The organism is Nostoc sp. DedVER02 (assembly GCF_034530675.2).
In the GTDB taxonomy this organism is placed as follows: domain Bacteria; phylum Cyanobacteriota; class Cyanobacteriia; order Cyanobacteriales; family Nostocaceae; genus Nostoc.
In genome coordinates this window covers 20780-44676 of the sequence record NZ_JAVRCP020000041.1, presented here as the reverse complement: position 1 = coordinate 44676, position 23897 = coordinate 20780, and the positions used below count along the sequence as shown (strand labels likewise).

Here is a 23897-nt window from a genome sequence, read left to right as displayed (position 1 = left end):
CTGACTATAAATCTTTAAAAAAATGCTACTTGACAGTTTGATAGTCACCAAACCGATGTACTATACAGATAAATTTACAAAAATCAACAATGGTAGAACGTCCAATTAAAAAATCGGAACGTCAGTCCCAAGCAAATACTGACAACAATTCCGAAAATAAGGATTCTATAACTCCTATTGAATCCAACCCCAAAAGCTCAAAGCCGACCCGTAATCGCTCATCTGGCACTGACAAAAAAGCATCTTATGGGAACGAAACCAGGCAGCAGGGGAATCCTGCCCTAGCGCGTGGCCCAAAACCAGTTAAACCTCCAGTTAAAGTCCAAACAGAAGAACTTGAAACCGAATCGGAAACTACTTCTGAGGAGTCTCAAGACTAACAATTACTCCTGCGTGTGATGTGGGAGGCTTTAACTCGTCTTATAAGTATTATGAAGACAGGATTTTTGCCTCCGCAGGCATTAATTATGCTCCCCATCACCATTAGGTTATTCTTATTTGGATGCTTTTACTAACTAATCAATCTCTGTAACTAGCCATTGCCACTCAGTGACTACAGTGTTGGATATGTTGAGAACCAATTGCTGTCCACTAGAGAGAGGCACATAGAGTTTTAGCGCATCAGTTGTTGGCAATTTTGGTAAGATATCAGTTAGGTTATATTCCCCCACATTAGGGACGGGTGCAGTTAAAGCATAAGCATCCGACGCACTCAGCAATTTTCCCGTTACTGTCTCAATCAACAATGGTTGGTGATGAGCAATTTCAACGACACCTGGAAAAGCAACTAAGCGCAACCGTAAGTCTTTTACCGGACTGGTATAATTCTGTTTGAACAGCAGCACTTGCCAAGCATATCCTTTTTCATCTTTGACAGATACTTGTGAGTGATAGCGTAAAATACCGGGAGAATCATGATGTTGACGCAACAGCGCTTGTGCTGGCTCTATACCCCAGCCACATCCAGTTAATGTTAGAAACATTACTAGGGCACAAGTCCAAAAATATTGTTGAAATTTTCGCTTCATTTAAAATATTTTACAACAGAATTCAGAAGCAAAACCGTGAAAACTCCGCCAAAATCTCAGAATAAACGGCTTTATTGGTCAACTCTGCCTTAGCATTTTTCCTGGTTACGGTTATACTGCCATCATTGCTGCTTTTCTTGGTGGCTTAAACCCATTAATGTATTATTTTATTCAGTCTTGTCATGGCACTTTTGTACGTAGGTTGCGAATTAGTGCAAATTAAATTCCGACTTCCTTTAGCTATATGGCATGTTTCAAAGTATTCTATTCTTTTTTCTTTTAGCAGCAGATATAGGAATCCGGTTTGATTTGGAGAAAATATCTGTAGGATGTGTTAGCGACAGCGTAACGCATCAAACCTTTGATAATAGTGCGTTACGAACTCCGTTCTAACACACTCTACAATACCTAATTTCGTTCAAAAATCAAATATGATTCCTATATATTAATTTAGTTGATTAAAGGGACTAGGGACTGGGGACTAGGGAATAAGATTAAAAATACTATTTTCCAATTCCCAATTCCCAATTCCCAATAACTAATATTTCAGGAGATTAATGTGTCTAACCGTAAATTATCGTCGTTATTAAAGGTACTAACTATTACATTAGTTGTTGGTGTAAGTAGTGTAGGTATCAGTCTGCTTGCAGGTACAAATAAACTTGACCATCTGTTTGGAAGTCAAAAGCTAAAAGGTGAGAATGCTAAAACAAGTTCAGGTAGGGTAATGAGTGCAGATGCTCAGTCTATCACCCCAGCTACAGACTCGATTAATGAAGTGCCAAAGCCTTTTCAGGGAACAATCGTTTATCAAGCAAAATTAAAAGCAAATGAGAAAGTCATCGCTTTAACTTTTGATGATGGCCCAGGCCCTAAAAATACGGTACAGATTTTAGAAATTTTGAAGAAAAATAATATCAAGGCCACATTCTTTATGGTTGGGCAAATGGTAAAGTACTTCCCCAAAATTGCCCAGCAAGTGGCTGCTGATGGTCATGTAATTGGTAATCATACATGGCATCATTGGTATTTTCAAATGGATGGGGCAACTGCGGCTAGTGAAATTGACCGCACAGCAGATATTATTTACAAGACGACAGGAAAGAAAACAACTCTGTTTCGTCCCCCTGGAGGCTTTCTGAATAATGGGCTAGCCCAATATGCCAGAAACGAGAAGTACGCTGTGATGATGTGGTCAGAACAGTCCGGAGATGCTGAACGTCGTTCGCCTCAAGTGCCAATGCTAGTTAAAAATGTGCTGAAATATGCAAAACCAGGTGCAATTGTACTGATGCATGATGGGGGCGGTAATCGTTCTAGATCGGTTAAGGCTTTACCAGAAATGATCGCAGGTTTGAAGGCTCAAGGCTATCAATTTGTGACAATTCCTCAATTGCTGGAAATGCAAGCCCAAGAAGAAAAGGCGGTAACGGCAGCATCAGCAGTGGTAACAAATCATCAGTGATATGCTACGGAGAGCTACACCTGTAATTTTGGCGGCGCTAGGTGAATACTGTTCGGTTAAGGCAAGAGACGCGATCAATCGCCGTCTTTACAAAAATCATGTTCTTTGATTTCTGAAAAATCTAAGTATTTGTAGGGTGTGTTAGGCGTAAGCCGTAACGCGCCATTCTTAAGGCTTTGGTGCAGTACTCTCCGCGCTAACGCAACGCCAGTAATGCTCCTGCGTCGCTAACGCTCAATTAGGGAAACCCGCCCACGCGACTGGCTCCCCTACGTATCTTTTCAAAAATCAAATAGTAATCCTATGGCGGTTTGTTAAAAAATTGACTTTGATAAAAAAGTTTTAGCCTTAACTAAACTGTATTGGGCTGACAATGCCATTGTATCGGCTAACAATGCCATTGTATCGACTGACAATGCTATTGTTTCGGCTAACAATGCCATTGCAGCAGTCTAAAATCGAGTTTCATACTCAACTTGGAATTGATTTTCATCGCCTAAATTAGTTGAGCCTCGCATTAAAATTTCGTCGTTGAGTCGATAAAGCACGTTGTAACGCAAAGACTCATCCGTAGATAAAGCCCGTGATAAAGAGGCAGAGAAATTGTTATTAATATTAAACACACCTTCTGCTGATAAATTCAGAACTGAAGCTCTTGATGTTTCATTATTAGTAGTAGGGGTAGGATATATCCGAAATTCACTGAAGCCAACAGCCTGACCAATCGCAGTGATAGTTCCTTGTAAACTACCTAAAATGGTAGAACTAGCGAAATTAGTCAGCCCTTGTCCTGCATCTGCTTGACCGAAAGAACCAAGAATTGAACCACCTAATAGACCAACTATCTCTCCCCGACTACGGCTAGGTTCACTCGTCAGTTCCAGATTCTCGCCTAGTCTACTAGCTGGCCCGTCCACTCTTGCTTGCACGCGAACGGTACGTAAAGTCCCAAAGTTATTTACAGAAATATCGCTGACTTCAGCAGACAATGGTGATTCTAAAACTTGAGTGTTTGTTGCTGATGCTTCAGGTACGATCGCAGTAAGTCGGACATTTAAAGTAGGGTCAAGTCCTTGACTTGGAGTAAATCGCGCCGTTTGTTCGTAGCCTCGCGCTAATGCAAACTCAGTGGAAAATAAACTCAGTCGTCCTCCTGTCAAACGAATCAATCCTTCAGGTAGTGGCTTGGCTAATGTACCATTGATAGTCAAGTCACCTTTTGCCTCAAAGTTTACTATCGGCTGACTTAATGCGGCTCCTCCTGGTACAAAGCTCAGTAAAGACTCAGTGGTAACATGAACATCGTCGTCTAGAATCAACCTTAAATCTGCAAACTCTACAGGTAAATTGACTGGAGTTCCTGTACTAGCATTACTACCTGCTGTAGTTAATGGGCTAGCGTTATTATTTGCTGTAGTCGCTGGGTTAGCGTTATTTTCTGGTGTAGTCGCTGGGTTAGTGCTACTCTCTGGTGTAGGTGTAGCATTAGCGTTAATCTCTTCTCTATTGATATTGATGACGTTAGTGTTAGCTTCTGTTGTTGCTGCTGATTTTGTCTTAGCAGTATTTCCTATAGTTACTCGACCATCACTTAGGCGAATCTCTCCACCAATTACCGGTTTTAAGGCTGTTCCGCGAATTACAGCATCGCCGCCGACACCACCTTCATACAATCCTGCAAGCTTAAAGTTGAGTTTGTCTGCTATTGATATTGTCAGGGGATTCGCTACGCCTTGCTGAGGATTGCGAATTGGCAAGATGCCTGATGCAGTTATTTGCCCTTCGTTGTAAAGAGCTTGAATGTTGTTAACACTCACCGTACTACCATTAAATTGCGCTGTCCCTGTGATATTGGTTAGGGGATCGGATAAAGCTTGAGCGCGAATAGTTGCATTGTTAATTGTGGCGTTTCCATTAATAATTGGTTCGTTTAAAGTACCCTGAACGTTTAAATCTACTTTTCCTTGACCGTCTACCCAAGTAACTTGATTGTTGGTAAATAGATTTAATAGTGACAATCCTTCGTTGTTCACGTTGGCGTTGATGCTGATTTGATTGCTATCTGGTTGCACTGTGGCAAAAGGTAACGCAGCCGGAATGTTACCTGTAACTGTAACTGGCTGGGTTCCTGTTACTAGTAAGGTACTGTCGAAATTCAAACGAGCATTGTTGTAGTCAAAGTTCACTTGTCCTGTTTGCACAGGTTGTTTGTTGAGAGTTGCATTCGCCAGTGTCACATTCCCTTGCGCTCTGGGATCTTGTAAACTACCTCCCAAGGTGGCATCAGCATTGACATTACCAGTTATATCTACGGGATATTTTTCGATAAAAGGTTGTAAAAGTGATAAAGGTAGACTTGCGACATTCAATTTTCCAGATAGTTGTTCAGTTCCTAACTGTCCTGAAAAAGACACTAGTCCTTGATTTATTCCAACACTCAAGGGCGAAAGTGTGACGATTCCATCGGCAAAAGTACCCTGAGCAATAACTTGATTAATAGAGTATTCGCCCCATTGCCAGTTCGCACCTTGGAAATTAAAGCCGACATTCACCCCAGATTTTAACGAGCCGTTAGCTGTAATTCCTCCGCTCAAAACACCCGTTAATTCTGCAAGGGTAGGTAAAGATGCGTCTTTTTTTGTTTCTTGTTGCTGTTGTTGTGCTATGGATGCTGCAATATTAGAGAAATATGCTAATTGTGTTTTCAAATCTGCATTGGGCAAACTGATCGGATTGGTATCAAGTACTTCTGCTCCAGCTAATGTTGGAGGTTTCAACCCGGTACTAAGGTCTCGAAAGTCGAAGATATTAAATGCTTGTAAAAGTCTCTCAACTCTGGCTTGGTCTAAGTTAGCTTGGAGTTGAAATTGCGGGTCATTCCCTGTTTTCACGTTTCCACTGAGGGCGATGTTGCTATCTCCAATCCGCAATAGACCATTAGCCAAGCTAGCAGTACCATCAGCATAATTGATGCTGCCACGAAATTCGTCTGCTGCAACTCTGGCAACGCGAGGCCCTGCGATCGCAACGTCTCCCGCAACTGCATAATTATTAAGATTGACAGCTAAGTTTCCTGATAGTTCTCCCCCCAGAGGTTTCAACTGATTGTTAGGTAAAAAGCCGCCAATTAAAGCTATAGGAAAGTTTTGGGCGTTGATGAGTAAGTTATCTCCCTCGGTTCTACCTGTGGTGACAGCGCCATCCCGACTAACTAAAAATGAAGTTGGGCGATAATCTGCATTCAAGTTAAGCGCAATTATGTCTTGCTTCCCGGCTAATTGCAGACTTGCTCCCTGTCCCCCTTGAAAATTCGCCTTTCCAGTTAAAAGTGGGTCAAATGCCAAATTACTAACCTGGAAATTCCGCAGGCGGATGTTACCGTTGGCTTGGGGAACATCTGGAGTACCTGTAACTCTTCCGTTAAAATCAAGTAGCCCTGCTACTGCTACGTCTCCAGGAATTTGAAAGCCTGTATTTTTTAAGTTAAAATTCTGTGCCAGTACGTTTAAATCAAATCCGGCAATTTGGGGTGAGCCTGTTGGTGGAGTTTGAATTGCGATCGCACCATTAGCACTCAATCCTGGCGTACCTGCATTTTCAACTATAATCTGCTGTCCATTCCATTGAAATTGAGCCGTCAGAGGTTTTGCCAGCAATGATACCCCTTGGGAAAGGCGGATTTGTCCGGCGGCGCGAATATCTGCAAGCTGGAAAGATGTTGTTGTGCCTGCTAACTGAAGATTGCTATTGAGCCGTCCTCGCAGTTGTGGTGAAAATCGGTTGAGTTGGATTTGAGAAGTGTTGACAGCTGCTTGCCAACGTTGTTGTGCAAGTTGACCTTTCGCCCTAATTGTCCCACCTGCCACGTTCAACAAGGCATCTGGCAAAACAATATTCTCTCCTTGTTTGGTAACAACAACCCTGCCGTTAGTGGGATAGGTGGCTTTCGGCGCTTGCACCCGCGCTACTGCTTGCAGGTTGCTCAGAGTACCGGAAATATCGGCATTTGCCGATACATTCCCAATGGTAATGCCGGGTGAGGATTCGTATGCTTTGGCGATCGCATCACCTGGTAAATTTTGGGCTTGGACATTCAACGCTACCCTACCTTGGGGTGCAAGCTGAAGTTGCCCACTAGCTGTAACTTGCCCTCCTACCTCTGGATTTGCCTGAACGCGAGCCACATTAACATTTAAGGGTGTACCCAGAGAACCAGTAACTCTAGCGTTTGCAGATATACCACCAAGATTCAGGGGAGTTGAAATATTGTAACCTTGAGCGATCGCATTTCCTGGCAAACCTTGAGCTTGAATATTGACCCCTACTTGACCTTGGGGAGCTAGTTGAATTTGACCACTGGCTATAATTTGCCCCCCTATTGGTGGTGTAATTTGAGCGCTGGAAATATCAAGGTTTAATGGCTGTTGACCGAGTGAGCCAGCAATTTGTGCCTTTGCTGAAACATTCCCAACTGCGATCGGTAGAGCAACGCCGTAGTTACGCGCTAGTATATCACCGGATACACCATCAACTTGAGCATTAAATATTACGTCTTTTTTGGCTCCGATATTTGCTTGACCGCCTCCTGTAATTTGACCACCGGCTGCGGGGACTATTTTCAAATTGGAGACAGCAAGTTGAGATGCAGTTTGAGAAGCATTCAAGCGGAAATCAGTATTGAAAGTGTTGAAGAGAATGCGGTCAACTTGAATAGGTTTTGTATTGCTGACTGTACCGCTAACGACTGGTTTTTGAAGTGCGCCTAAGACTTTAATATTTGCTTGAATTTCGCCACTAGCTGGGACTGACGAATTTACATTCAATGTATCTAAGATATTTTTAGCAGTAACTGGTTTTATCTGAGCAGAGACATTAAAACCAGTTTGAGTATTAATTGTTCCATTGGCCAGAATAGGAACTTTGCCAAAGTTCGTACTCAGATTTTCTAAAGCAACTGTCTGACCTTGAAATGTAAATCTCCCATTCAAATTAGAAACCTGCTGAGGGATATTTTGAATTTTAGCAGCGATTTGATTAGCACTAGCTGTTCCCGTAATCGCTATATCTGACAGTTTGGGTGGAATCTTAACTGCTAAATCAGCATTTAAATACCCTGCTTGTAAGGCAATTGGTAACTGAATTAATCGACTAATATCAGATGCTTGTAAATTTTGTGTTGAAAGGTTGAGGTTAGTTTGTTGAGCTTTTAATTGGGTTTCTCCAGCGATTTTTACCCCGCCTCCCCTGTTGAGTTGACCATTTAGGTCATAACCAATCCTTTGATTTTGATCGAAAAATCGGGCAATACCACCAACTTGATTTAATATTACTGAGCCTTTCGGTTTAGTTGGTGCAGCAAACGGCATCAACTCTATATTTCCATCTTGAATTTGAAGTGTTTGCAATTCAGTTTGAATAGCACCTTTTCCTTCCGCAGCCTTAACTTGTGCTGTAACCCAACGACCATCTCGATCCTGTTGGATATAGACATTGGGCTGAACTAATGTGACATTTAATACTAGTTTTCGGCTTAAGATAACTTGCAAGGGCGAGAACTGCACCTCTAAGGCTTTTGCTACAACTTGGTCTGCATCATTAGGAGTTGCAGGTATGGATAGAGAGCTAAATCTCAGACTAGAGAGCGAAAAACGTTCAACGTTACCTACTTTTACTGACCGCCCAAGCAATTGTTCGAGATTTTGCTGTACTAATGGTGCTAAATCTTTATATATATAGCTTCTAGCCCACCAAGCACCGACTGCTATTCCAATCAGTAAAACAACACCGAGAGCCAAACTGATACGTCCTAAGAGGAGGAGCCATAAACGAGGATTAGATGGTTCCTGATTATTTTCTGAATTTGGAGAGCGCGTCATTATTGTTAACAGTATTTTGATTTGAAATCAGCCGAGAGACGGGCTAGTAGCAGTTGTATTAGCTAGTCAAAAGTTGTGGCTTTAAAATATTTAGATATATTTTTGCTTCATCCTTTAAGATTCTATAGTTATGCAAATACTTTTTTCACAAACTTTGCTTAGTTATTAGCAAACTAAATGATTAGTATGTCTTGTGTGGCACTACATATCTTATTTTCAGCAACTATCTTTTGTACCAAAAAATGATATCTTTAGATAGATTGTATTTGTTTGTCTCTTGTGCATTAAAATTTAAATGACAAAGAATCTTAATATTAAACTACTCCATGAGAACTGTTGTATATACAACGCTGGTTAGAAAATTCAACATTGTAAAGTCTTACCTAGTAGTGATGACTTAGTTATATAGGAATCCTATCTGAGTTGTGAAAAATATGCGTGATGACGAACCGCCAAGCACGCCAAGCACGCCAAGCACGCCCGTTTCACTTTAAGGTTGATACATTTAGGCAAGCAGGGGAGCAGAGGGGAAAGAATTTGTATCAGGATTTTAGTGAAATGGTATAAGCCTTCGCAAAGCGTCTCGTTGGCGCAGGGGACTTCCAAATAAAAAAATACTCAAAAAACTGACGAAAAAACCCTCTCCTCCTCATTCCTCTGTGTTCTCTGTGTCTCTGTGGTTCGTTTCATTTGGGTAATTTATTTCTTGGAAGTCCGCAGCCTCTCGTAGAGAAGAGAAGAAAAATAGAATTCCCAAGTTTCACGAATGATTCAGGATTAATCTAAAATTCAAAACGGTATTAATTTAAATAACTGATACATCTGCATGTGAGGTATCTGACATAGAGGATATCAACATTTGTTCAAAGACTTTAGAAAGAGCAGTTTGAAAACGCTGACGATGCTTGAGTTTGAAAAAAGGTCGAACTATTTCTGCGTAGGTGTAACCCGCCGTAGGCATCGCACCTTTACTATCTCTATTATCTATCACTCGAATTGCCCGCAGAGTCCCCAGTTGTATTTCATTTTTTACCATCAACTCAGAAATTCCGATCGCACCAACACCATCTTCGATCGCTGCTTTTGTCATTTCTCCACTGTTGAAGACTAAAATTACATCTAGTTCACTGAGATTGATTTCCCAATTTAGTAAGGCTTCTTCAAACCTTTGCTGGGTTCCAGAACCTGGTTCGCGCATCACCCAAGGGGTTTTAGTTAATTGGCTTAAGTCAATTTCTCCCCACTCAAACCAAGGGTGTTTTTGACCTACGACAATTTGTAAGCGATCGCTCCCCACTATTTCATACTCTAGAGTATTCTGGAGCGCTGGCTTGATATCTCCTTCTACCAAACCTAAATCAAACTGTCCTGTGGCTGTTCCGAGACAAATCTCTTCTGTATTAGCAAGGCTACAGTTAATCTGAATACCAGGATATAGGCTCTTAAATTCACTAATCTTACTTGGTAGCCAGTAGTTACCAATTGTCAGACTCGATCCTAACTTCAATTCACCCCGTTGCAGATTATTCAATTCTCGCAATCCCCTTTCAGTCAAGGAAACCTGATCGAGAATTTTCCGCGCTTCCACTTGCAATAATTTACCCGCCTCAGCAATCTCGATATGGCGGCCAATCCGATGGAATAGTTTCACACCATATTCTTGCTCTAAGTTGTGGATTGCTGCACTGACCGCGGGTTGTGTAATATAAAGCTCCTCTGCTGCGCGAGTAAAGTGTAAGTGCTGCGCCACAGCCAGAAAAATTTTAAGCTGCTCAAGCGTCATTCCTGCCATTTTGTAGTGTCCCTAGAACTTAGTGTCAAAGTTTTAATCACTTTCATTTATCATTTTGACAAACAAAAGCATTTGATTCTATCGGTTAGTTTGACTAAAGTATAAATCAAAGCTTCGGCACGGTCTTAAGAAAGCAGGGGAGCAGGGGAGCAGAGGGACAAGGGGAATCAATTCCCAATGCCCAATTCCCAATTCCCAATTCCCAATGCCCCATGCCCAATCACCAAGCATTGAAAATAAGGACTTCCAAAAATGAGCGGTTTAGTAACTGCAATTACCACAGGGATTACGGCATTCAGTGCCACCAACATCGATGATATTGTGATTCTGACGTTGCTTTTTTCACAAATAAATAAAACATTTCGCAGTCGTCACATCCTTGCTGGTCAATATCTCGGTTTTGCTGCATTGATCGTTGCTAGCCTTCCCGGTTTCTTCGGTGGACTGATTATACCGCAGGACTGGATTAGACTACTTGGTTTAATGCCAATAATTATTGGTGTGAGTGGTTTACTAAAACGCGAAGAAGATTCACCAGAAGAAGCCGAAGCAGAAACCGAGCCATCTTGTCCCTCTATAGTTAAGAGTTTTCTCTCTCCGCAAACTTGCAATGTAGCTGCGATCGCCTTTGCTAATGGTAGTGATAATATCAGTGTCTACGTACCCTTGTTTGCCAATTCGGAATTAGATAGTCTGCTAATTATACTAAGTGTATTCTTCGCTTTAGTGGGTGTATGGTGTTATACCGCTTACAAATTAACCTACTTGCCTGCGATCGCAAACTTCTTAACTGAGAATGGCAACACTTTTGTCCCTTGTATCTTGATTGGTTTGGGCATATTTATTGTCACAGAAAATGTTACCTGGACTCTTTTCTCTGTAGTTTCTAGTTATATATTCTCATTAATTTTAGGTTTGAATACTCAGCCGTCGAGTGAAGAACAAGAAAAGTTAAGTATCTAGAAAGATGTGCATCATGAATTTTCTTAGCAAAATGAATCTAAAACTACAAAATATCTTATCCATCAACAGGAATCAAAACATGAAAGTCTGGAAATCTCTGCTAATTCTCTTAATGATTGTTGCCAATCTCGCCTTTGCTCAACCTTCTTTTGCTGATAGACCAAAATTTAGCAAAAACCCTGATTACATCGAAGTTACTAAAGCACTTAACGAATTGTCTCAAACAAAAGAAGCCCAAACTGGAGTTGAGGCTCTGACACCAGAAGAAATTCAAAAGAGAACTGAGGAATTAACACTGCAAAAATATGCTTTAGAGACGGGAATTAACTGGGGTAAATGCGAAAACCAAACAGGTAATACCATCGCAGTATATGGTAAAAGACCCAATGATGAAGACAATGAAGATGCCGTCTACGACAATGGTCTGTATTTTCTAGCTAATGGTCAGTCTACAAAAAATAACTGGGATTGTGATGGTATCTATCTACCGAATGATCTTAAAGTAGCAAATTTCACTTCTAGTCCTAATGGGCAAGGTGAAGAATTGACGGGGCCTGTCGCTCTCAAAATCCTGGATGGAACTCAGTTGGTGATTAAGACAAATGCAGATACTGGTGCGATTGAATTGAATGTTCCGACTGTGAAAGTTCTTAACAGCAATAAGGCTAACTGGTTTATCCCAGATATATCGCAGGCTATCATAGAGACACGAGTTCCTAATGCGCCTAGTAAGCAGTCTTGAAATCGAACTGCATAGTCTATTTTTGAATGATTGTTCTCAATTTAAACAGGGTGACAGCCAAAATTAGAGAAAAAACCTGACTTGCACGGGTAAAAATCTCTCTGATTCTTGGCTGTTTTTTTTGACCACTTTTTACTTACAGTTGTCCTTTACCATCAATTACGAATTCTGAATTATTCTGTCAGGCTTGTTTTATTTCGATATCTGCATTAAAATAAATTTTGAATTAAATGTACAATCATAATAAAAATATTTTGATAGCGCAACTATTGCGCTGGGTGCGAGTCATCTGGAAAGAGATTTCCTATTACCTCCGCATTTTTTTGATAAGAGCCGCTTTGGGGATAAGGGTGTTATTAATGCAGTTAAAATTGAAATCCACAGAAGAAAATAAAGATCAAAAAAAGCCAGGACGACTCAATCCTTCTCGAATCCGAGATCACTTGGCAAATGAGCGTACTTACCTAGCTTGGATGCGGACAGGGATCGCTCTATTAGGTTTTGGTGTCGTTATTGTGCGTTTGCGTGCCTTTCATGTACCTTTAGTACCCCATCCCGGCAACGGCTGGAAGTTAGGTTTAGTCTTTTCGCTGGTGGGTTTGATTACAGTATGGCTCTCAACTAGTCACTATTTCGCTGTCCGTCGTGATATCGAAGAAGATACTTATGAACCGACAGACAGATGGGTATTGCTGTTCAGTCTCGCTGTAATGATTCTCGGAACTGGGGTAATCTATTTTGTTTTTACGACTTCTTTAGATCCAATGAGTCCAGTTATCCCTGAGTGATGAGTGATGAGTGCTGAGTAAAAAGAAGAGTACTTAGTACTTTCGCACTCAGTTTTTTCAAAACCGCACCTTATACAATTGAAATAATTCCCCTGGTTTCTGCGAAATTACTTTAGCACCAGCCGCCTTAATGGTTTTTTCCCACTCAGCTAGAGGCTCTAAAAACACCTCAGCCCCCAAATAGGTTTCTAGAACTGCCCAATCTTCTGCTAGAGGCTGTTGTGGGTTGAGGATGTCGAATACAAAATGTCCACCTGGTTTTAAGACTCGCTTAACTTCTGCGAGTACTGCATTCCAGTATTCTAGTGGAAAATAACAGCTAAATCCTGTTGCGATCGCAAGGTCAAACTGCTCTGGTGAATAGTTAAACTGATGGGCTGCTCCTAATTCAACACCTTTGAACAGCTTAGAATTCAACTGTGGCCCGCGAGAATTAAGGGTATCGCGTGCCACATTACTGATTTCTTGCCCATGAAAAAATGCTTGCCAATCCCGCCAAGGATAGATTAAAAAGCTGATACCACAGCCGATATCTATACAGTGTTGATTTTTTTGAGGTTTAGCAATTTCCCAAAAAGGGGAAGCAATTCTCCCTGCAAAACTGCCTCCAATCCACTCCTGGAATATCGGCATCGCCTGGACTTCGGCTGGGAGTTCAAAGGTTTCACGTTGATATTCTCGGTTAAAGCGATAGGCTATTTGGGCTAATCTTTCGTCCCAGTTGCTTGATTTTGGTGAACTAAAGAGATTTTGGAATTGCGAATCTGACTTTTTGGACATTAGGTTTTTGCTACTCTTTCTAAGAATTGTAGTCAAATTCGCTTTGCAATGTCTGTTGACAAACCACTTCTGTGCAAGACGCTACGCATCTACGCATAGTTTGCTTCTCCGTAGGAGTCAATACGGTTCGGTTAAGGTTAGTTGATGAAAATAATACGATCCTAAAGACGCGATAAATCGCCGTCTCTACAAAGGACTGATTATTGTCAAGACGGCGATTTATCGCGTCTCTTACCTTAACCGAACAGTATTGAATGACTAATGACCAATAACTAATGACCGCTATTCAACTTTTTCATACCAGATACCTACTTTCTCAAAAGCACCATAAGCAAGCTTCAGAAAATTCATTACTCTCTGTCTCCCAATTATCCCAAATTCTCTATACTCTCTAGCCTCTGCAAACGTCAGGCGATTTTGGTCAATTATGTTTCTTTCTCTATATGCTAACTTCGGAAAATCTATAACTTTTATCTGATATTTACCTACTAGGTTTTGAAAGTGGGGGTCTGACTCTACATGCTCCCAATCATCACACAGCCCTAAATTCTTCACCAGAACATGAGGGATTCTCTCACCGTAAGTATTTACTGACTGATTAAACAGGTTGATACTGTCGTATCCGCCTGTTGATACAAACCATTTGCAAAACATCACACCCTGCGAACTGCCTAGTTCAAGTAATTGATTAGATTCAATCCACCCTTGGACTGCTCTATGGGATTGTGCCGCTAAATTTACGATTACTGGCTTCTCTATTGCCCACTCAAATATTCTATCTGCCTTATTTGCCTGTCGTTCATTCTCGCTAAACACGGCATATTTACATATTTCCTTATATACCCCTGCGACATCTGGATTCGATCTATCTGTCTCCACTGGTACAAACGGGATTTTCTTATCCAGACAATACTGAATCATTGTCCTGGCAAAGAGAGATTTTCCTACCCCGCCTTTTTCACCATCCACAAAATGAATCGTCGGCATTACAGCCACCTCTAATAGTTATTAAAGTCTGATATATCTTTCCCAAACTAAGAACTGGCGATCGCCACCTAGTTGTTTTGGTAGTTTTCTGAGACAGTATAACCTTCTTCCGAGGCGATTGAAGCTGAATCTCGCAGAAACAAAATCCCTACCTTCGTAAAAGAAGGCAGGGATCTAGAGCTTACAATGCTCATTTTAAAGGCTTAAGATTAACCTAAATCGAAAAGCAAGATTTCGCCGCCGATGTTGGTGCTAATTTCTAGCTGTTCTTCGCCGTTGATTTGCACACCATCGCCTGCTCTAAGTTCTTCACCATTTAAGTTGACTATACCTTGAGCTACTTGTAACCAGGCATAGCGATCGCTTTTGACTTGATAATTAACAACATCACCATCTTCTAAAACAGATGTGTATAAATCAACGTCTTGGTGAATCGTCACAGCACCATCACGCCCATCTTTAGAGGCAATTAAGCGGAGTTTACCGCGCTTTTCTTCGAGAGGAAAAGCTTTTTGTTCGTATCTTGGCGTTATTCCTTCTCGATCGGGAAGAATCCAGATTTGTAGTAAATGTAGTGGTTCAGTTGGTGAAGGATTAAATTCACTGTGGCTAATTCCAGTTCCAGCGCTCATAATTTGGGCATCACCGGGGCGAATTACCGAACCAGTACCCAAGCTGTCTTTATGCTCTACAGCACCTTCTAAGACATAAGTGAGGATTTCCATGTCACGATGACTGTGGGTAGGGAATCCTGCACCAGGGGCGATGCGATCGTCGTTAATTACGCGCAGAGATCGAAATCCCATCCGGTTGGGATCGTAAAAGCTACCGAAGGAAAATGTGTGATAGCTATCGAGCCAGCCCATTTTAGCGTGACCACGAGAATTGCGATCGTGAATTAAGTGGGTAATTGTATTTTGAGACATAAATTTACCTCTTTGTTAATGAGTATTTAGTTAGGAATCGCTCAATTTTTGATTTTAGATTTTAGATAGCGGAGTGTCTTTTGGATTGCAGGAAAAATCTAAAATTGGTAGAGTTTGAAATCAAAATGGAATTAGCATACTTTTTCACTAACCTAATAATTTCTTCAAGTTGAAGTATTGATTTTGATGGATAACTTGTAGAAGATATTTGGTATTTCTTGACTTCGTTTTGAACTATTTCAATAGTAAGGTATATACATATAAATGAAAAGTACGCACTTAAAAGTGACGTACTTACCAAAAAGATACTATTAGATTTAAGAAAGACTACTTTTCAAGAGAAGTGCTTATTTTACGCTAGCAGGGATCTTTTGAGTTTTAGTAGTACCTGCTTTACCATTGCCATTCTCTTCCTTAATTTCTGCGATTTGCAGATGAGCTTCTAAGAACCAGAGGCGTTTGTCAATGGTGCGAGAAATTTCGGTGTAAAGATCGGCGGTATCCAGATCGTCTAATTCATCAGTTTTAGCGATCGCATCTCTAAGATGTTTAGCATAGATGGCATAACGATCTGCTAAGGCTGTTACATGGTCTTTACCATCCAAAATATCTAAAGCATATTCTGGCAGAATTGAATTACTAGCTGCGGCGCGGGCTGTTCCGAAAGCGTATCCGCCTAAAGCTGTAATGCGTTCAGCTACCAAATCGATGTGGTCTTCCAATTCCCCAGCCAGTTCATCAAATAATAGGTGTAGCTGGTAGAAGTCAGTTCCTTTAACATTCCAATGGGCTTGCTTTGCTTGAGTTTTTAGATCCGAAGTAGCTGCCAAAGTTTGGTTGAGAAGTACCACGATTTGCACTCGCGCTTCGGCGGGAATGTCAATGCGGGTAGGGTACAGACGTGATGTAATGCTGTTGTCGCTCATGGGTCTACGTTGTTAATGCCTTTTAAATCTAACTTTACAGATACTAGTTGGCTGCGCGAAACTCTCTGACGATGGATTATATTAACGGCTGAATGTGTTACTGTTTATAGCTTATACAATTTGAATTTTTAGATTTGGGATTGAGACTTTTTGCTCAGAAAGCGTCAAATGACAAATAATATTAAATACGATGGTTTTCTATGGTATTAAATGTACCACCAAAAAGGCGATCGCGAATCATATCGCTCTGTAAAAAGTCATGGGGAAAACCCAGTTCAATTTTACTAACTTCATCTAAGCGTTGCAGATGTTCTGGCGAGAGACTCACATCTAAAGAAGCTAAGTTATCTTGAAACTGCGTTAACTTACGTGCGCCAATGATGGGAATAATCACACCACTTTGAGCTAGTAACCAAGCTAATGCTACCTGTGAAGGTGTGTGTCCAATTTCTGCTGCAACTTCACTGACAACTTGAGCGATCGCTAAATTCTTCTGTGAAATCTCTCCCCCAAAAGTTTCGAGTCGTCCTTTTTCACCGCCTGTTTGAGGAGGCTGATTATATTTACCTGTCAGCACACCACCACCCAAGGGCGACCACGGTGTTACTGCTAAATCAAAAGCTTTAGCCATCGGCAGCAAATCTCGTTCTGGTGTCCGTTGAATTAAACTATACTCAATTTGTAGGGCGACAAACTGCGTCCATCCTTGGAACTGGGCGATGGTATTTGCTTGAGAAACAATCCATGCGGGTGCGTCAGAAATGCCGATGTAAAGTACTTTACCTTGACGAACTACATCATCGAGCGATCGCAATACTTCTTCAATGGGTGTTGTGAAATCCCAAGCGTGTAACCAAAATAAATCAATGTAATCGGTATTCAGGCGTTTTAAGCTACCTTCCAAAGACTGGATTAAATTCTTGCGATGGTTTCCACTGGCGTTAGGATCGCCTTTTTTGTTATTCATCTCTAAGGGAAAGGAATATTTTGTTGCAACTACAAAGCGTTCCCGTTCTTTAGCGATTAACTCGCCAACAATCTTTTCACTACTACCATCGGTATAACCGTTGGCGGTATCAATGAAATTTCCCCCTGCTTCTGTATATGTGTCAAAGATTTTACGACTTTCGTCAACAGATGCACCCCAACCCCAATCTTCACCAAAGGTCATGGTTCCCAAGGAGAGTTCAGAGACTCTTAACCCGCTTTTGCCCAAGAGTTTGTATCTCATGAATATTTTCTCTTTAATGAAAAAACTAAGCCTTTACCATTCCAAAAGCATGATACAGCTGAATTCAGAATTCAGGAGTGTAGAGTTAAGGGGAGTTAAAATTTACAAAGTTGAGCTTCTGAGGGCCAACGTTCAAGTTTTAATTCTCCCTACCCCATGCCCCATGCCCAATGACCCAAAATAAGACATAATGACCTACACTTCACCCAAACTACTGACTTTTGAGGAATTTATAGCCCAATATGGTGATAATACACGCTACGAATTAATCGATGGACAATTAAGAGACATGGAACCTACAGGGCCACACGAAGCTGTTGCAGGTAGTATTGCTGGTAGAATCTATGTCGAAATTTTTAATTCTAATTTTAACTGGCTAATCCCAAAAACTTGTCTGATTAAACCACCTGCGGCTGTTGCCACAGCGCTGCGTCCTGATGTAATTGTTTTAGATAAAGCTGAACTGAGTAAAGAACCGTTATGGTCAAAAGAACCTATTATTTGTAACGGCAGCACAATCAAACTTGTTGCTGAAGTTGTTAGCACTAATTGGCAAGATGATTATGCAAGAAAAGTTGAAGAATACGCTTTTCTTAACATCCCAGAATATTGGATTGTGGACTTTCGGGGGTTGGGTGGTTTGCAATTTATTGGCAATCCCAAACAACCCACATTTACCCTTTGTCACTTAGTTAACGGTGTGTACCAACAGCGACAATATCGCTTAGGAGATACTATTTATTCGGAACTATTGCCAAATTTACAACTTCAACTAGATGATATTACGCATATTTAATAAAATTTTGTTTTAACTGAGGTGAATCGCATTGTTTAGATCGGACAAGAGCGATCGCTACAGTTTTTTAAGCTAGAGTTAAAAGTATTGGCACAATGAAATCAAATCAAACCGCAGCAATGAGTCAGGACTTTTGCTAGCAGATTAACCAAACTCTAGGTGTACCGAAAAATCGCATTTACATTGAATTTGCAGACTCAAAGTGTGTAATGTAGGGCTGGAACGGCTCAACTTTTGGTTAATTCGAGAGCAAAATCGCTTCATTTACCAGTAAACAAACTTAAATTAGAGGAGTGAAAGAGAGCAACGGGGCAGAAAAGAAAGAACTGTTGACTGTTGACTGTTGACTCTTTTCTATTGAATTTTAACTCTTTACTCCTTCTTCATTGTAAATTACAGCGATCTTCTGGTGGATGGAATACACTAGGCTAAACCCTAGCCCCTTTTGTCAAGAGGGTTATAAACTGTGGCGCATCTAAATTCTACTTTTTGGATTCTGTAAGGTTTTCAGCTTGAAAAATTAAATGCGTCTTAGCTTATTGCACACAAGGGAGAACTGATATCGAACAGAGGAAGAATATTAATTTAATAACTTGACAGAATCTTATGAGCATAAAATACACGATATCTATAGGACATACTTATGTACGGCTTAATAAATAAAGCAATTCAGGATATGGTATGCGATCGCTTTGGTGAAGAAACTTGGCAGACGATTAAACAGAAAGCTGAAGTACAGATAGATGATTTCTTGAGAATGGAATCCTATCCTGATGATTTAACTCACAAACTAGTGAAAGCGACAAGTGAGGTTGTTGGCCTGTCTAGCGTAGAAATTATGCAAGCCTTTGGTGAATACTGGATACAGTACACTGGCAAAGCAGGCTATGGACTAATGTTAGACATGGGGGGTGATAACCTACCCGAATTCTTGGATAAATTGGACGATCTTCATACTCGTCTGAGCGTAAATTTTCCCCAATATCGTCCTCCTTCCTTTGAGTGTGCTGAAGAGGAAGAAAATACCCTGGAATTGCACTATCATTCTAGCCGTCAAGGACTAGCTCCAATGGTTGTTGGCTTAGTAAAGGGTTTAGGGACGAGGTTTAACACAGAAGTTAACATTACCCAAACTCAAAATCGAGAAGAGGGAGCCGAGCATGATGTTTTCTTTATTGAGTATAAACCTAATTGAAGAAGTAATGAACTCTCCTCAATTTAGTCTACCGCCATATTTGTTTGCTAAAGCCTTTCCATTTCATATTGTATTCAATCGTGAACTAAAAATTATACAGGTTGGAGAGGTTTTACAACGTATTCACCCAGAACCTTTAGTAAACAGTTTAATTGAGCAGCAATTCCATATTCTGCGTCCCAATATTCAGATTAATTTTACTACGATCGCCAAGCGAATTAACTCTTTGTTTTTATTTGAATCCCTGCACAATGGCATGATTCTCAAAGGGCAAATGATGTATGCTCAAGAGCAGGATATTATGTTTTTTATTTGCTCTGTTTGGGTAAATCACACAGATACTTTAGCTAACTGTGGCTTGAAGCTGACAGACTTTGCAACTCACGACCAAACTGTTGACTTGATTTTTTTACTCAAAGCTAAAAACACTGCTTTGGAGGATATTCAGAACTTAACAGATCAACTGATGAAGCGACAGGTGCAGCTAAAGAATGCGTTGCAAGTTCAAGAATATCTGGCTCACACTGCCGAAACACAAGCGCAACAATTAGAAAACACTCTTCAGGAATTACAACAGACTCAATCTCAACTGATTCAAACTGAAAAAATGTCTAGTCTTGGTCAATTAGTTGCTGGTATTGCCCACGAAATTAATAACCCAGTAAATTTTATCTATGGCAACCTTAAATATCTTAAAGAATACACTCAAGATTTACTTAGTTTAATTCATCTTTACCAAGAAGTTTATCCTCAACCTCACGCGAAAATTGAAGCGCTCTCTAAGAAGAATGACATCAACTATATTATAGAAGATATAACAAAAATTCTCTCTTCGGTAGAAGTCGGAGCCAATCGAATCTACGAAATTGTACTAAATTTACGCAATTTCTCACGACTTGATGAAGTTGGGATGAAATCGGTTGATATTCATCAAGGTATCGATAGCACATTATTAATTTTACAACATAGTCTTAAGGGAAAATTAGATTATAAGTCAATTGAAATTATTAAAGAATATGGTGATTTACCTCTTGTTGAATGTCATGCAGGTCAAATAAATCAGGTATTTATGAATATTTTAAGTAATGCGATTGATGCTATGCGCCAGCACGAAAAGGAGCAAGCAAAACAAGGAATTATAAAACAATCTAATTGCATTACCATCCGTACACAAGTGAAAAATCAACAGCGCGTGACGATCAGCATTAAAGATAATGGTTTAGGAATGACGGAGGAAGTAAAGGCTAAATTATTTGATCCTTTTTTTACAACTAAACCTGTAGGGCAAGGCACAGGCTTAGGATTATCTATCAGTTATCAAATAGTAGTAAAAAAGCATGGTGGACAAATCCAGTGTATATCTGCACCTGGACAGGGGGCAGAGTTTATTATTGAGATTCCCCTTACACAGATGCAATCGGTAGAAACGTAAATAAAAAATTCAGTAAGCCCTACTTAGATTTACACAGTCAAGACCAAATTGATTTAGCAGGTGTAGGATAGAGATCCAGCATCAATTTATGATTCGTTATGTCTGCTACACCTCTTGCATCTCAGGTTGATTCACTCAACGTCAAAAAATCAGAATTAACTCCCCCTTTACTAGGTGCTTCAGTTGCCGAGTTAACTACTTGGGTGCAGCAGCAGGGACAACCTGCTTACAGAGGAAAGCAACTGCATGAATGGATCTACGATAAGGGAGTGCGATCGCTAGCTGATATTTCTGTCTTCTCTAAGCAATGGCGCAAAGAAGTAGCAGAAATCCCCATTGGGCGCTCAACTTTACATTACCGCTCTGAGGCTCCCGATGGCACAGTTAAATATCTTTTACGATTAGCAGACGGGCAAATTATTGAAACTGTAGGCATCCCCACCTTTGCAGAAAGGGGAGAAGGCCCAAAAGCCCGTCTGACAGTTTGCGTCTCTACTCAAGTGGGTTGTCCAATGGCGTGTGATTTCTGCGCTACTGGTAAGGGAGGCTATAAGCGCAACTTAGCACGCCACGAAATTATCGATCAGGTGTTAACTGTGCAAGAAGATTTTCAGCAACGGGTTAGCAATGTCGTGTTTATGGGACTGGGTGAACCATTGTTGAATACTGAGAATGTTTTAGCAGCCCTGAAATCTCTAAATCAAGATATCGGTATAGGACAGCGATCGCTTACAGTTTCTACAGTTGGGATTCGCGGCCGTATCCGTGAGTTCGCGCAAAATAATTTGCAAATTACTCTGGCTGTGAGTCTGCACGCACCCAACCAAGCGCTGCGAGAAAAACTCATCCCCAGCGCCCGCGCCTATCCTCTAGAAGATTTGTTGGCTGAATGTCGAGAATATGTAGAAATCACTGGACGGCGCGTTACTTTTGAATATGTTCTCCTGGCTGGTGTCAACGATTTACCAGAACACGCATTAGAACTTTCAAAATGTATGCGAGGATTTCAAAGTCATGTGAATTTGATTCCTTATAACCCCATTCAAGAAGTAGACTACAAACGCCCCAACCGCGATCGCATTGAAGCATTTGTCAACGTCCTTAAGCAGCAAAATACTGCTGTGAGTGTGCGTTATTCCCGTGGTTTAGAAGCCGATGCTGCTTGCGGGCAATTGAGAGCAAGTAAAAATTGAACTTGTTTTCGTCAATTTTATCGAAACAGAATTCAGGAGTCAGGAGTCAGAAAACAGGTATGAATTCTGTACGAGTGACGGATAGCGACACGAGAAAGCGAGTCTTCTCCTGTGGGAGACGCTACGCGAACGAGCGTCTGAATAAACGGGTTTCAAACCCCCACCAAATTGAAAATTTGGCGATCTTCAATTCCTGCGCCGATCTGAATCCCCGACTGATAGCGAACCGTAAAACCTTCTCTTCAAGAGGCTTCGCCAACGAATCCGCGTTCGCGCTAGCGTCTCGTAGAGAGCGTCTTGATTCTGACTCCTGAATTCTGAATTCTGAATTCTTCTTCAAGAATGAATATGAAACCGGAGATAAACACAGATATGTCTTCAGATACATCTCTGTTTATCTATGGCGTAAAACCGCTTGAGATCCCTTTGTTAGCTTACTCACCGCAGGTAGATTTACGGTAATCCGGCAAACTATGTCAAAAATTTAAATGTATAATTTAATTAAGATGAATATCTAAGAAGCGACAGTTTTATGAAAAATCAAGAGAATGCACTGGATATAACCTTGATTTAGAAACCTATTCTCAACGCACTAATATTTAGAACACGTCACTGACTGAAGAATGTTGGCGTAGTCAGCAGTAAACCTATAACGGTAAATAAAACATTAGCTTTAGTTAACTATTCTAAGCCCCTGTATTTACATATAGGGTAATTCTGTTGAAATTTTAAGGCTTTAGCGATCGCTAAAGCCAACCTATAACAATTGAGGAAATAATTGTATGTTGAATCGCTTATCGTTGGTTAAAGTATGGCTACCATTGATTGTGCTTGCCAAAGCTTTATCGATTAATTTTCCTGCATCTGCACAAATAATTCAGACGAATCCCCAGATACAAGATTCGCCTCAAGAAAGAATCAGACAACAGCAAGAACAGCAAAATCAGCAAACACAAGAACGAATGAACGAAACATGGCTACGGCAAAATTATCAACAACCACAACAATTACAACAACAACAGACAATACAACAGCAAGAATTTACACGACAACGGCAAGAAATGCTCCGTCAGCAACAATTTAGACTACAACAGGAAGAAACAAGACTACAACAGCAAGACTTTTCACAACAGCAACAACTGAGAATACAACAGCAACAACTTAGACAAGATCAACAAATTAGACAACAGCAACAATTTAGGTTACAAGAACAGATCCGACAGCAACAACTCAGATAACAGAATAATCTGTAAAGTCTTTAAAATTTCTGACAAGTAACTTTATTATTAGAAATTAGAGAAAACATTCTCTAATTTTTAATTTTTTTTATCTAGCGCTGTGCATAAATTCCTGGTGCATAAGCCTCAATTACTTTGCCAGTGCGAGTGCAACTAATCATCAAGTAGTCACAACTAGAGCATTGAGTTCGAGTTAATTGACTATCAGTAATATAATAACGTTCTGCTTGGCTGCCACAATTTGGGCAGTAAATCTTTTGTACTGTCTGCATTTTAAAACCCCTGGTTGTAATTTATTTTTTATTTGAGAAAACTGCCAGTTAAAGTAGAAAAAATCTTGGTTTGACCCAACTTAACAAACGACTTTAATATTGGCTAAGTATTTTAAACAAAATTTCAGATTTGAAAAAATTTCAATTTCTCTCTATACTATCCTATAATTTAAGTGATTTTATCCTCTTACTTTAGGTACATAAATTATTTTTTAATGAAATGACGCTTAGAGATTTACTGATCCCTATGACGAATGCCTTGAGAGA

20 protein-coding genes and 1 pseudogene are annotated in these 23897 nt (G+C 40.5%); 12 read left to right on the top strand and 9 right to left on the bottom strand.

Going from position 1 to position 23897, the window contains the following annotated elements; genetic code table 11:
* Nucleotides 1–89 precede the first annotated feature (89 nt).
* Nucleotides 90–380 carry a hypothetical protein gene (locus RMZ41_RS27090; RefSeq protein WP_322644923.1) on the top strand — a complete coding sequence of 97 codons (291 nt, stop codon included), beginning with the start codon at nucleotides 90–92 and terminating at the stop codon, nucleotides 378–380.
* A gap of 135 nt (nucleotides 381–515) precedes the next feature.
* Here the strand turns inward: RMZ41_RS27090 and RMZ41_RS27085 are convergent, their stop codons facing one another.
* Nucleotides 516–1028, bottom strand: a complete 513-nt coding sequence (locus RMZ41_RS27085) for a DUF3122 domain-containing protein (RefSeq protein WP_322644922.1) — start codon at nucleotides 1026–1028, stop codon at nucleotides 516–518.
* Nucleotides 1029–1587: 559 nt separating this feature from the next.
* Here RMZ41_RS27085 and RMZ41_RS27080 point away from each other — a divergent pair.
* Complete coding sequence (locus tag RMZ41_RS27080; RefSeq protein WP_322644921.1) at nucleotides 1588–2493, top strand: polysaccharide deacetylase family protein; 906 nt, start codon at nucleotides 1588–1590, stop codon at nucleotides 2491–2493.
* A gap of 452 nt (nucleotides 2494–2945) precedes the next feature.
* Here the strand turns inward: RMZ41_RS27080 and RMZ41_RS27075 are convergent, their stop codons facing one another.
* On the bottom strand, nucleotides 2946–8369 hold the full coding sequence (locus RMZ41_RS27075) for a translocation/assembly module TamB domain-containing protein (protein ID WP_322644920.1): 5424 nt from the start codon (nucleotides 8367–8369) through the stop codon (nucleotides 2946–2948).
* Between the two features lie 441 nt (nucleotides 8370–8810).
* On the opposite strand from RMZ41_RS27075, the gene RMZ41_RS27070 reads away from it, so the two are divergent.
* Nucleotides 8811–8936 carry a hypothetical protein gene (locus RMZ41_RS27070; protein ID WP_322644919.1) on the top strand — a complete coding sequence of 42 codons (126 nt, stop codon included), beginning with the start codon at nucleotides 8811–8813 and terminating at the stop codon, nucleotides 8934–8936.
* A gap of 238 nt (nucleotides 8937–9174) precedes the next feature.
* On the opposite strand, the gene RMZ41_RS27065 is transcribed toward RMZ41_RS27070, so the two are convergent.
* On the bottom strand, nucleotides 9175–10161 hold the full coding sequence (locus RMZ41_RS27065) for a LysR substrate-binding domain-containing protein (protein ID WP_322644918.1): 987 nt from the start codon (nucleotides 10159–10161) through the stop codon (nucleotides 9175–9177).
* 252 nt (nucleotides 10162–10413) lie between these two features.
* Between RMZ41_RS27065 and RMZ41_RS27060 the strand changes: the two genes are divergently transcribed.
* The 3 genes from RMZ41_RS27060 to RMZ41_RS27050 all read left to right on the top strand — a co-directional run bounded on the left by RMZ41_RS27060 (nucleotide 10414) and on the right by RMZ41_RS27050 (nucleotide 12654).
* Nucleotides 10414–11124 (top strand): cadmium resistance transporter, encoded by a 711-nt coding sequence (locus RMZ41_RS27060; protein WP_322644917.1) that lies wholly within the window; start codon nucleotides 10414–10416, stop codon nucleotides 11122–11124.
* 79 nt (nucleotides 11125–11203) lie between these two features.
* Nucleotides 11204–11866, top strand: a complete 663-nt coding sequence (locus tag RMZ41_RS27055; protein ID WP_322644916.1) for a hypothetical protein — start codon at nucleotides 11204–11206, stop codon at nucleotides 11864–11866.
* A gap of 359 nt (nucleotides 11867–12225) precedes the next feature.
* Nucleotides 12226–12654: a DUF202 domain-containing protein gene (locus RMZ41_RS27050; RefSeq protein ID WP_322644915.1), complete on the top strand. Its 429-nt coding sequence runs from the start codon at nucleotides 12226–12228 to the stop codon at nucleotides 12652–12654.
* 57 nt (nucleotides 12655–12711) lie between these two features.
* Here RMZ41_RS27050 and RMZ41_RS27045 read toward each other — a convergent pair whose 3' ends face one another.
* From RMZ41_RS27045 to RMZ41_RS27025, 5 genes are all read right to left on the bottom strand, one after another.
* Nucleotides 12712–13434 carry a class I SAM-dependent methyltransferase gene (locus RMZ41_RS27045; RefSeq protein WP_322644914.1) on the bottom strand — a complete coding sequence of 241 codons (723 nt, stop codon included), beginning with the start codon at nucleotides 13432–13434 and terminating at the stop codon, nucleotides 12712–12714.
* Between the two features lie 282 nt (nucleotides 13435–13716).
* A complete protein-coding gene (locus RMZ41_RS27040) occupies nucleotides 13717–14421 on the bottom strand; it encodes a mobilization protein (RefSeq protein WP_322644913.1) in 705 nt (234 codons plus the stop codon).
* A 209-nt stretch (nucleotides 14422–14630) separates the two neighbouring features.
* Nucleotides 14631–15347, bottom strand: coding sequence for a pirin family protein (locus RMZ41_RS27035; RefSeq protein ID WP_322644912.1), 717 nt, complete (start codon nucleotides 15345–15347; stop codon nucleotides 14631–14633).
* 347 nt (nucleotides 15348–15694) lie between these two features.
* Nucleotides 15695–16273, bottom strand: coding sequence for a DNA starvation/stationary phase protection protein Dps (gene dps / locus RMZ41_RS27030; RefSeq protein ID WP_322644911.1), 579 nt, complete (start codon nucleotides 16271–16273; stop codon nucleotides 15695–15697).
* 181 nt (nucleotides 16274–16454) lie between these two features.
* Nucleotides 16455–17504 (bottom strand): aldo/keto reductase, encoded by a 1050-nt coding sequence (locus RMZ41_RS27025; protein ID WP_322644910.1) that lies wholly within the window; start codon nucleotides 17502–17504, stop codon nucleotides 16455–16457.
* A 190-nt stretch (nucleotides 17505–17694) separates the two neighbouring features.
* Between RMZ41_RS27025 and RMZ41_RS27020 the strand changes: the two genes are divergently transcribed.
* The 6 genes and pseudogenes from RMZ41_RS27020 (at nucleotide 17695) to RMZ41_RS26995 (ending at nucleotide 23358) form a co-directional block, all read left to right on the top strand.
* On the top strand, nucleotides 17695–18300 hold the full coding sequence (locus tag RMZ41_RS27020; RefSeq protein ID WP_322644909.1) for a Uma2 family endonuclease: 606 nt from the start codon (nucleotides 17695–17697) through the stop codon (nucleotides 18298–18300).
* Nucleotides 18301–18377: 77 nt separating this feature from the next.
* A pseudogene (locus tag RMZ41_RS27015) lies at nucleotides 18378–18515 on the top strand (phenylpyruvate tautomerase MIF-related protein); the annotation flags it as partial.
* A gap of 428 nt (nucleotides 18516–18943) precedes the next feature.
* Complete coding sequence (locus RMZ41_RS27010) at nucleotides 18944–19495, top strand: heme NO-binding domain-containing protein (protein ID WP_322644908.1); 552 nt, start codon at nucleotides 18944–18946, stop codon at nucleotides 19493–19495.
* Nucleotides 19496–19502: 7 nt separating this feature from the next.
* Nucleotides 19503–20927, top strand: coding sequence for an ATP-binding protein (locus tag RMZ41_RS27005; RefSeq protein WP_409876042.1), 1425 nt, complete (start codon nucleotides 19503–19505; stop codon nucleotides 20925–20927).
* Between the two features lie 98 nt (nucleotides 20928–21025).
* Nucleotides 21026–22120: a 23S rRNA (adenine(2503)-C(2))-methyltransferase RlmN gene (gene rlmN / locus RMZ41_RS27000; protein ID WP_322644906.1), complete on the top strand. Its 1095-nt coding sequence runs from the start codon at nucleotides 21026–21028 to the stop codon at nucleotides 22118–22120.
* Nucleotides 22121–22902: 782 nt separating this feature from the next.
* Nucleotides 22903–23358 carry a hypothetical protein gene (locus RMZ41_RS26995; RefSeq protein WP_322644905.1) on the top strand — a complete coding sequence of 152 codons (456 nt, stop codon included), beginning with the start codon at nucleotides 22903–22905 and terminating at the stop codon, nucleotides 23356–23358.
* Between the two features lie 92 nt (nucleotides 23359–23450).
* On the opposite strand, the gene RMZ41_RS26990 is transcribed toward RMZ41_RS26995, so the two are convergent.
* Nucleotides 23451–23630 carry a replication restart DNA helicase PriA gene (locus RMZ41_RS26990; protein ID WP_322644904.1) on the bottom strand — a complete coding sequence of 60 codons (180 nt, stop codon included), beginning with the start codon at nucleotides 23628–23630 and terminating at the stop codon, nucleotides 23451–23453.
* Nucleotides 23631–23897: the final 267 nt, after the last annotated feature.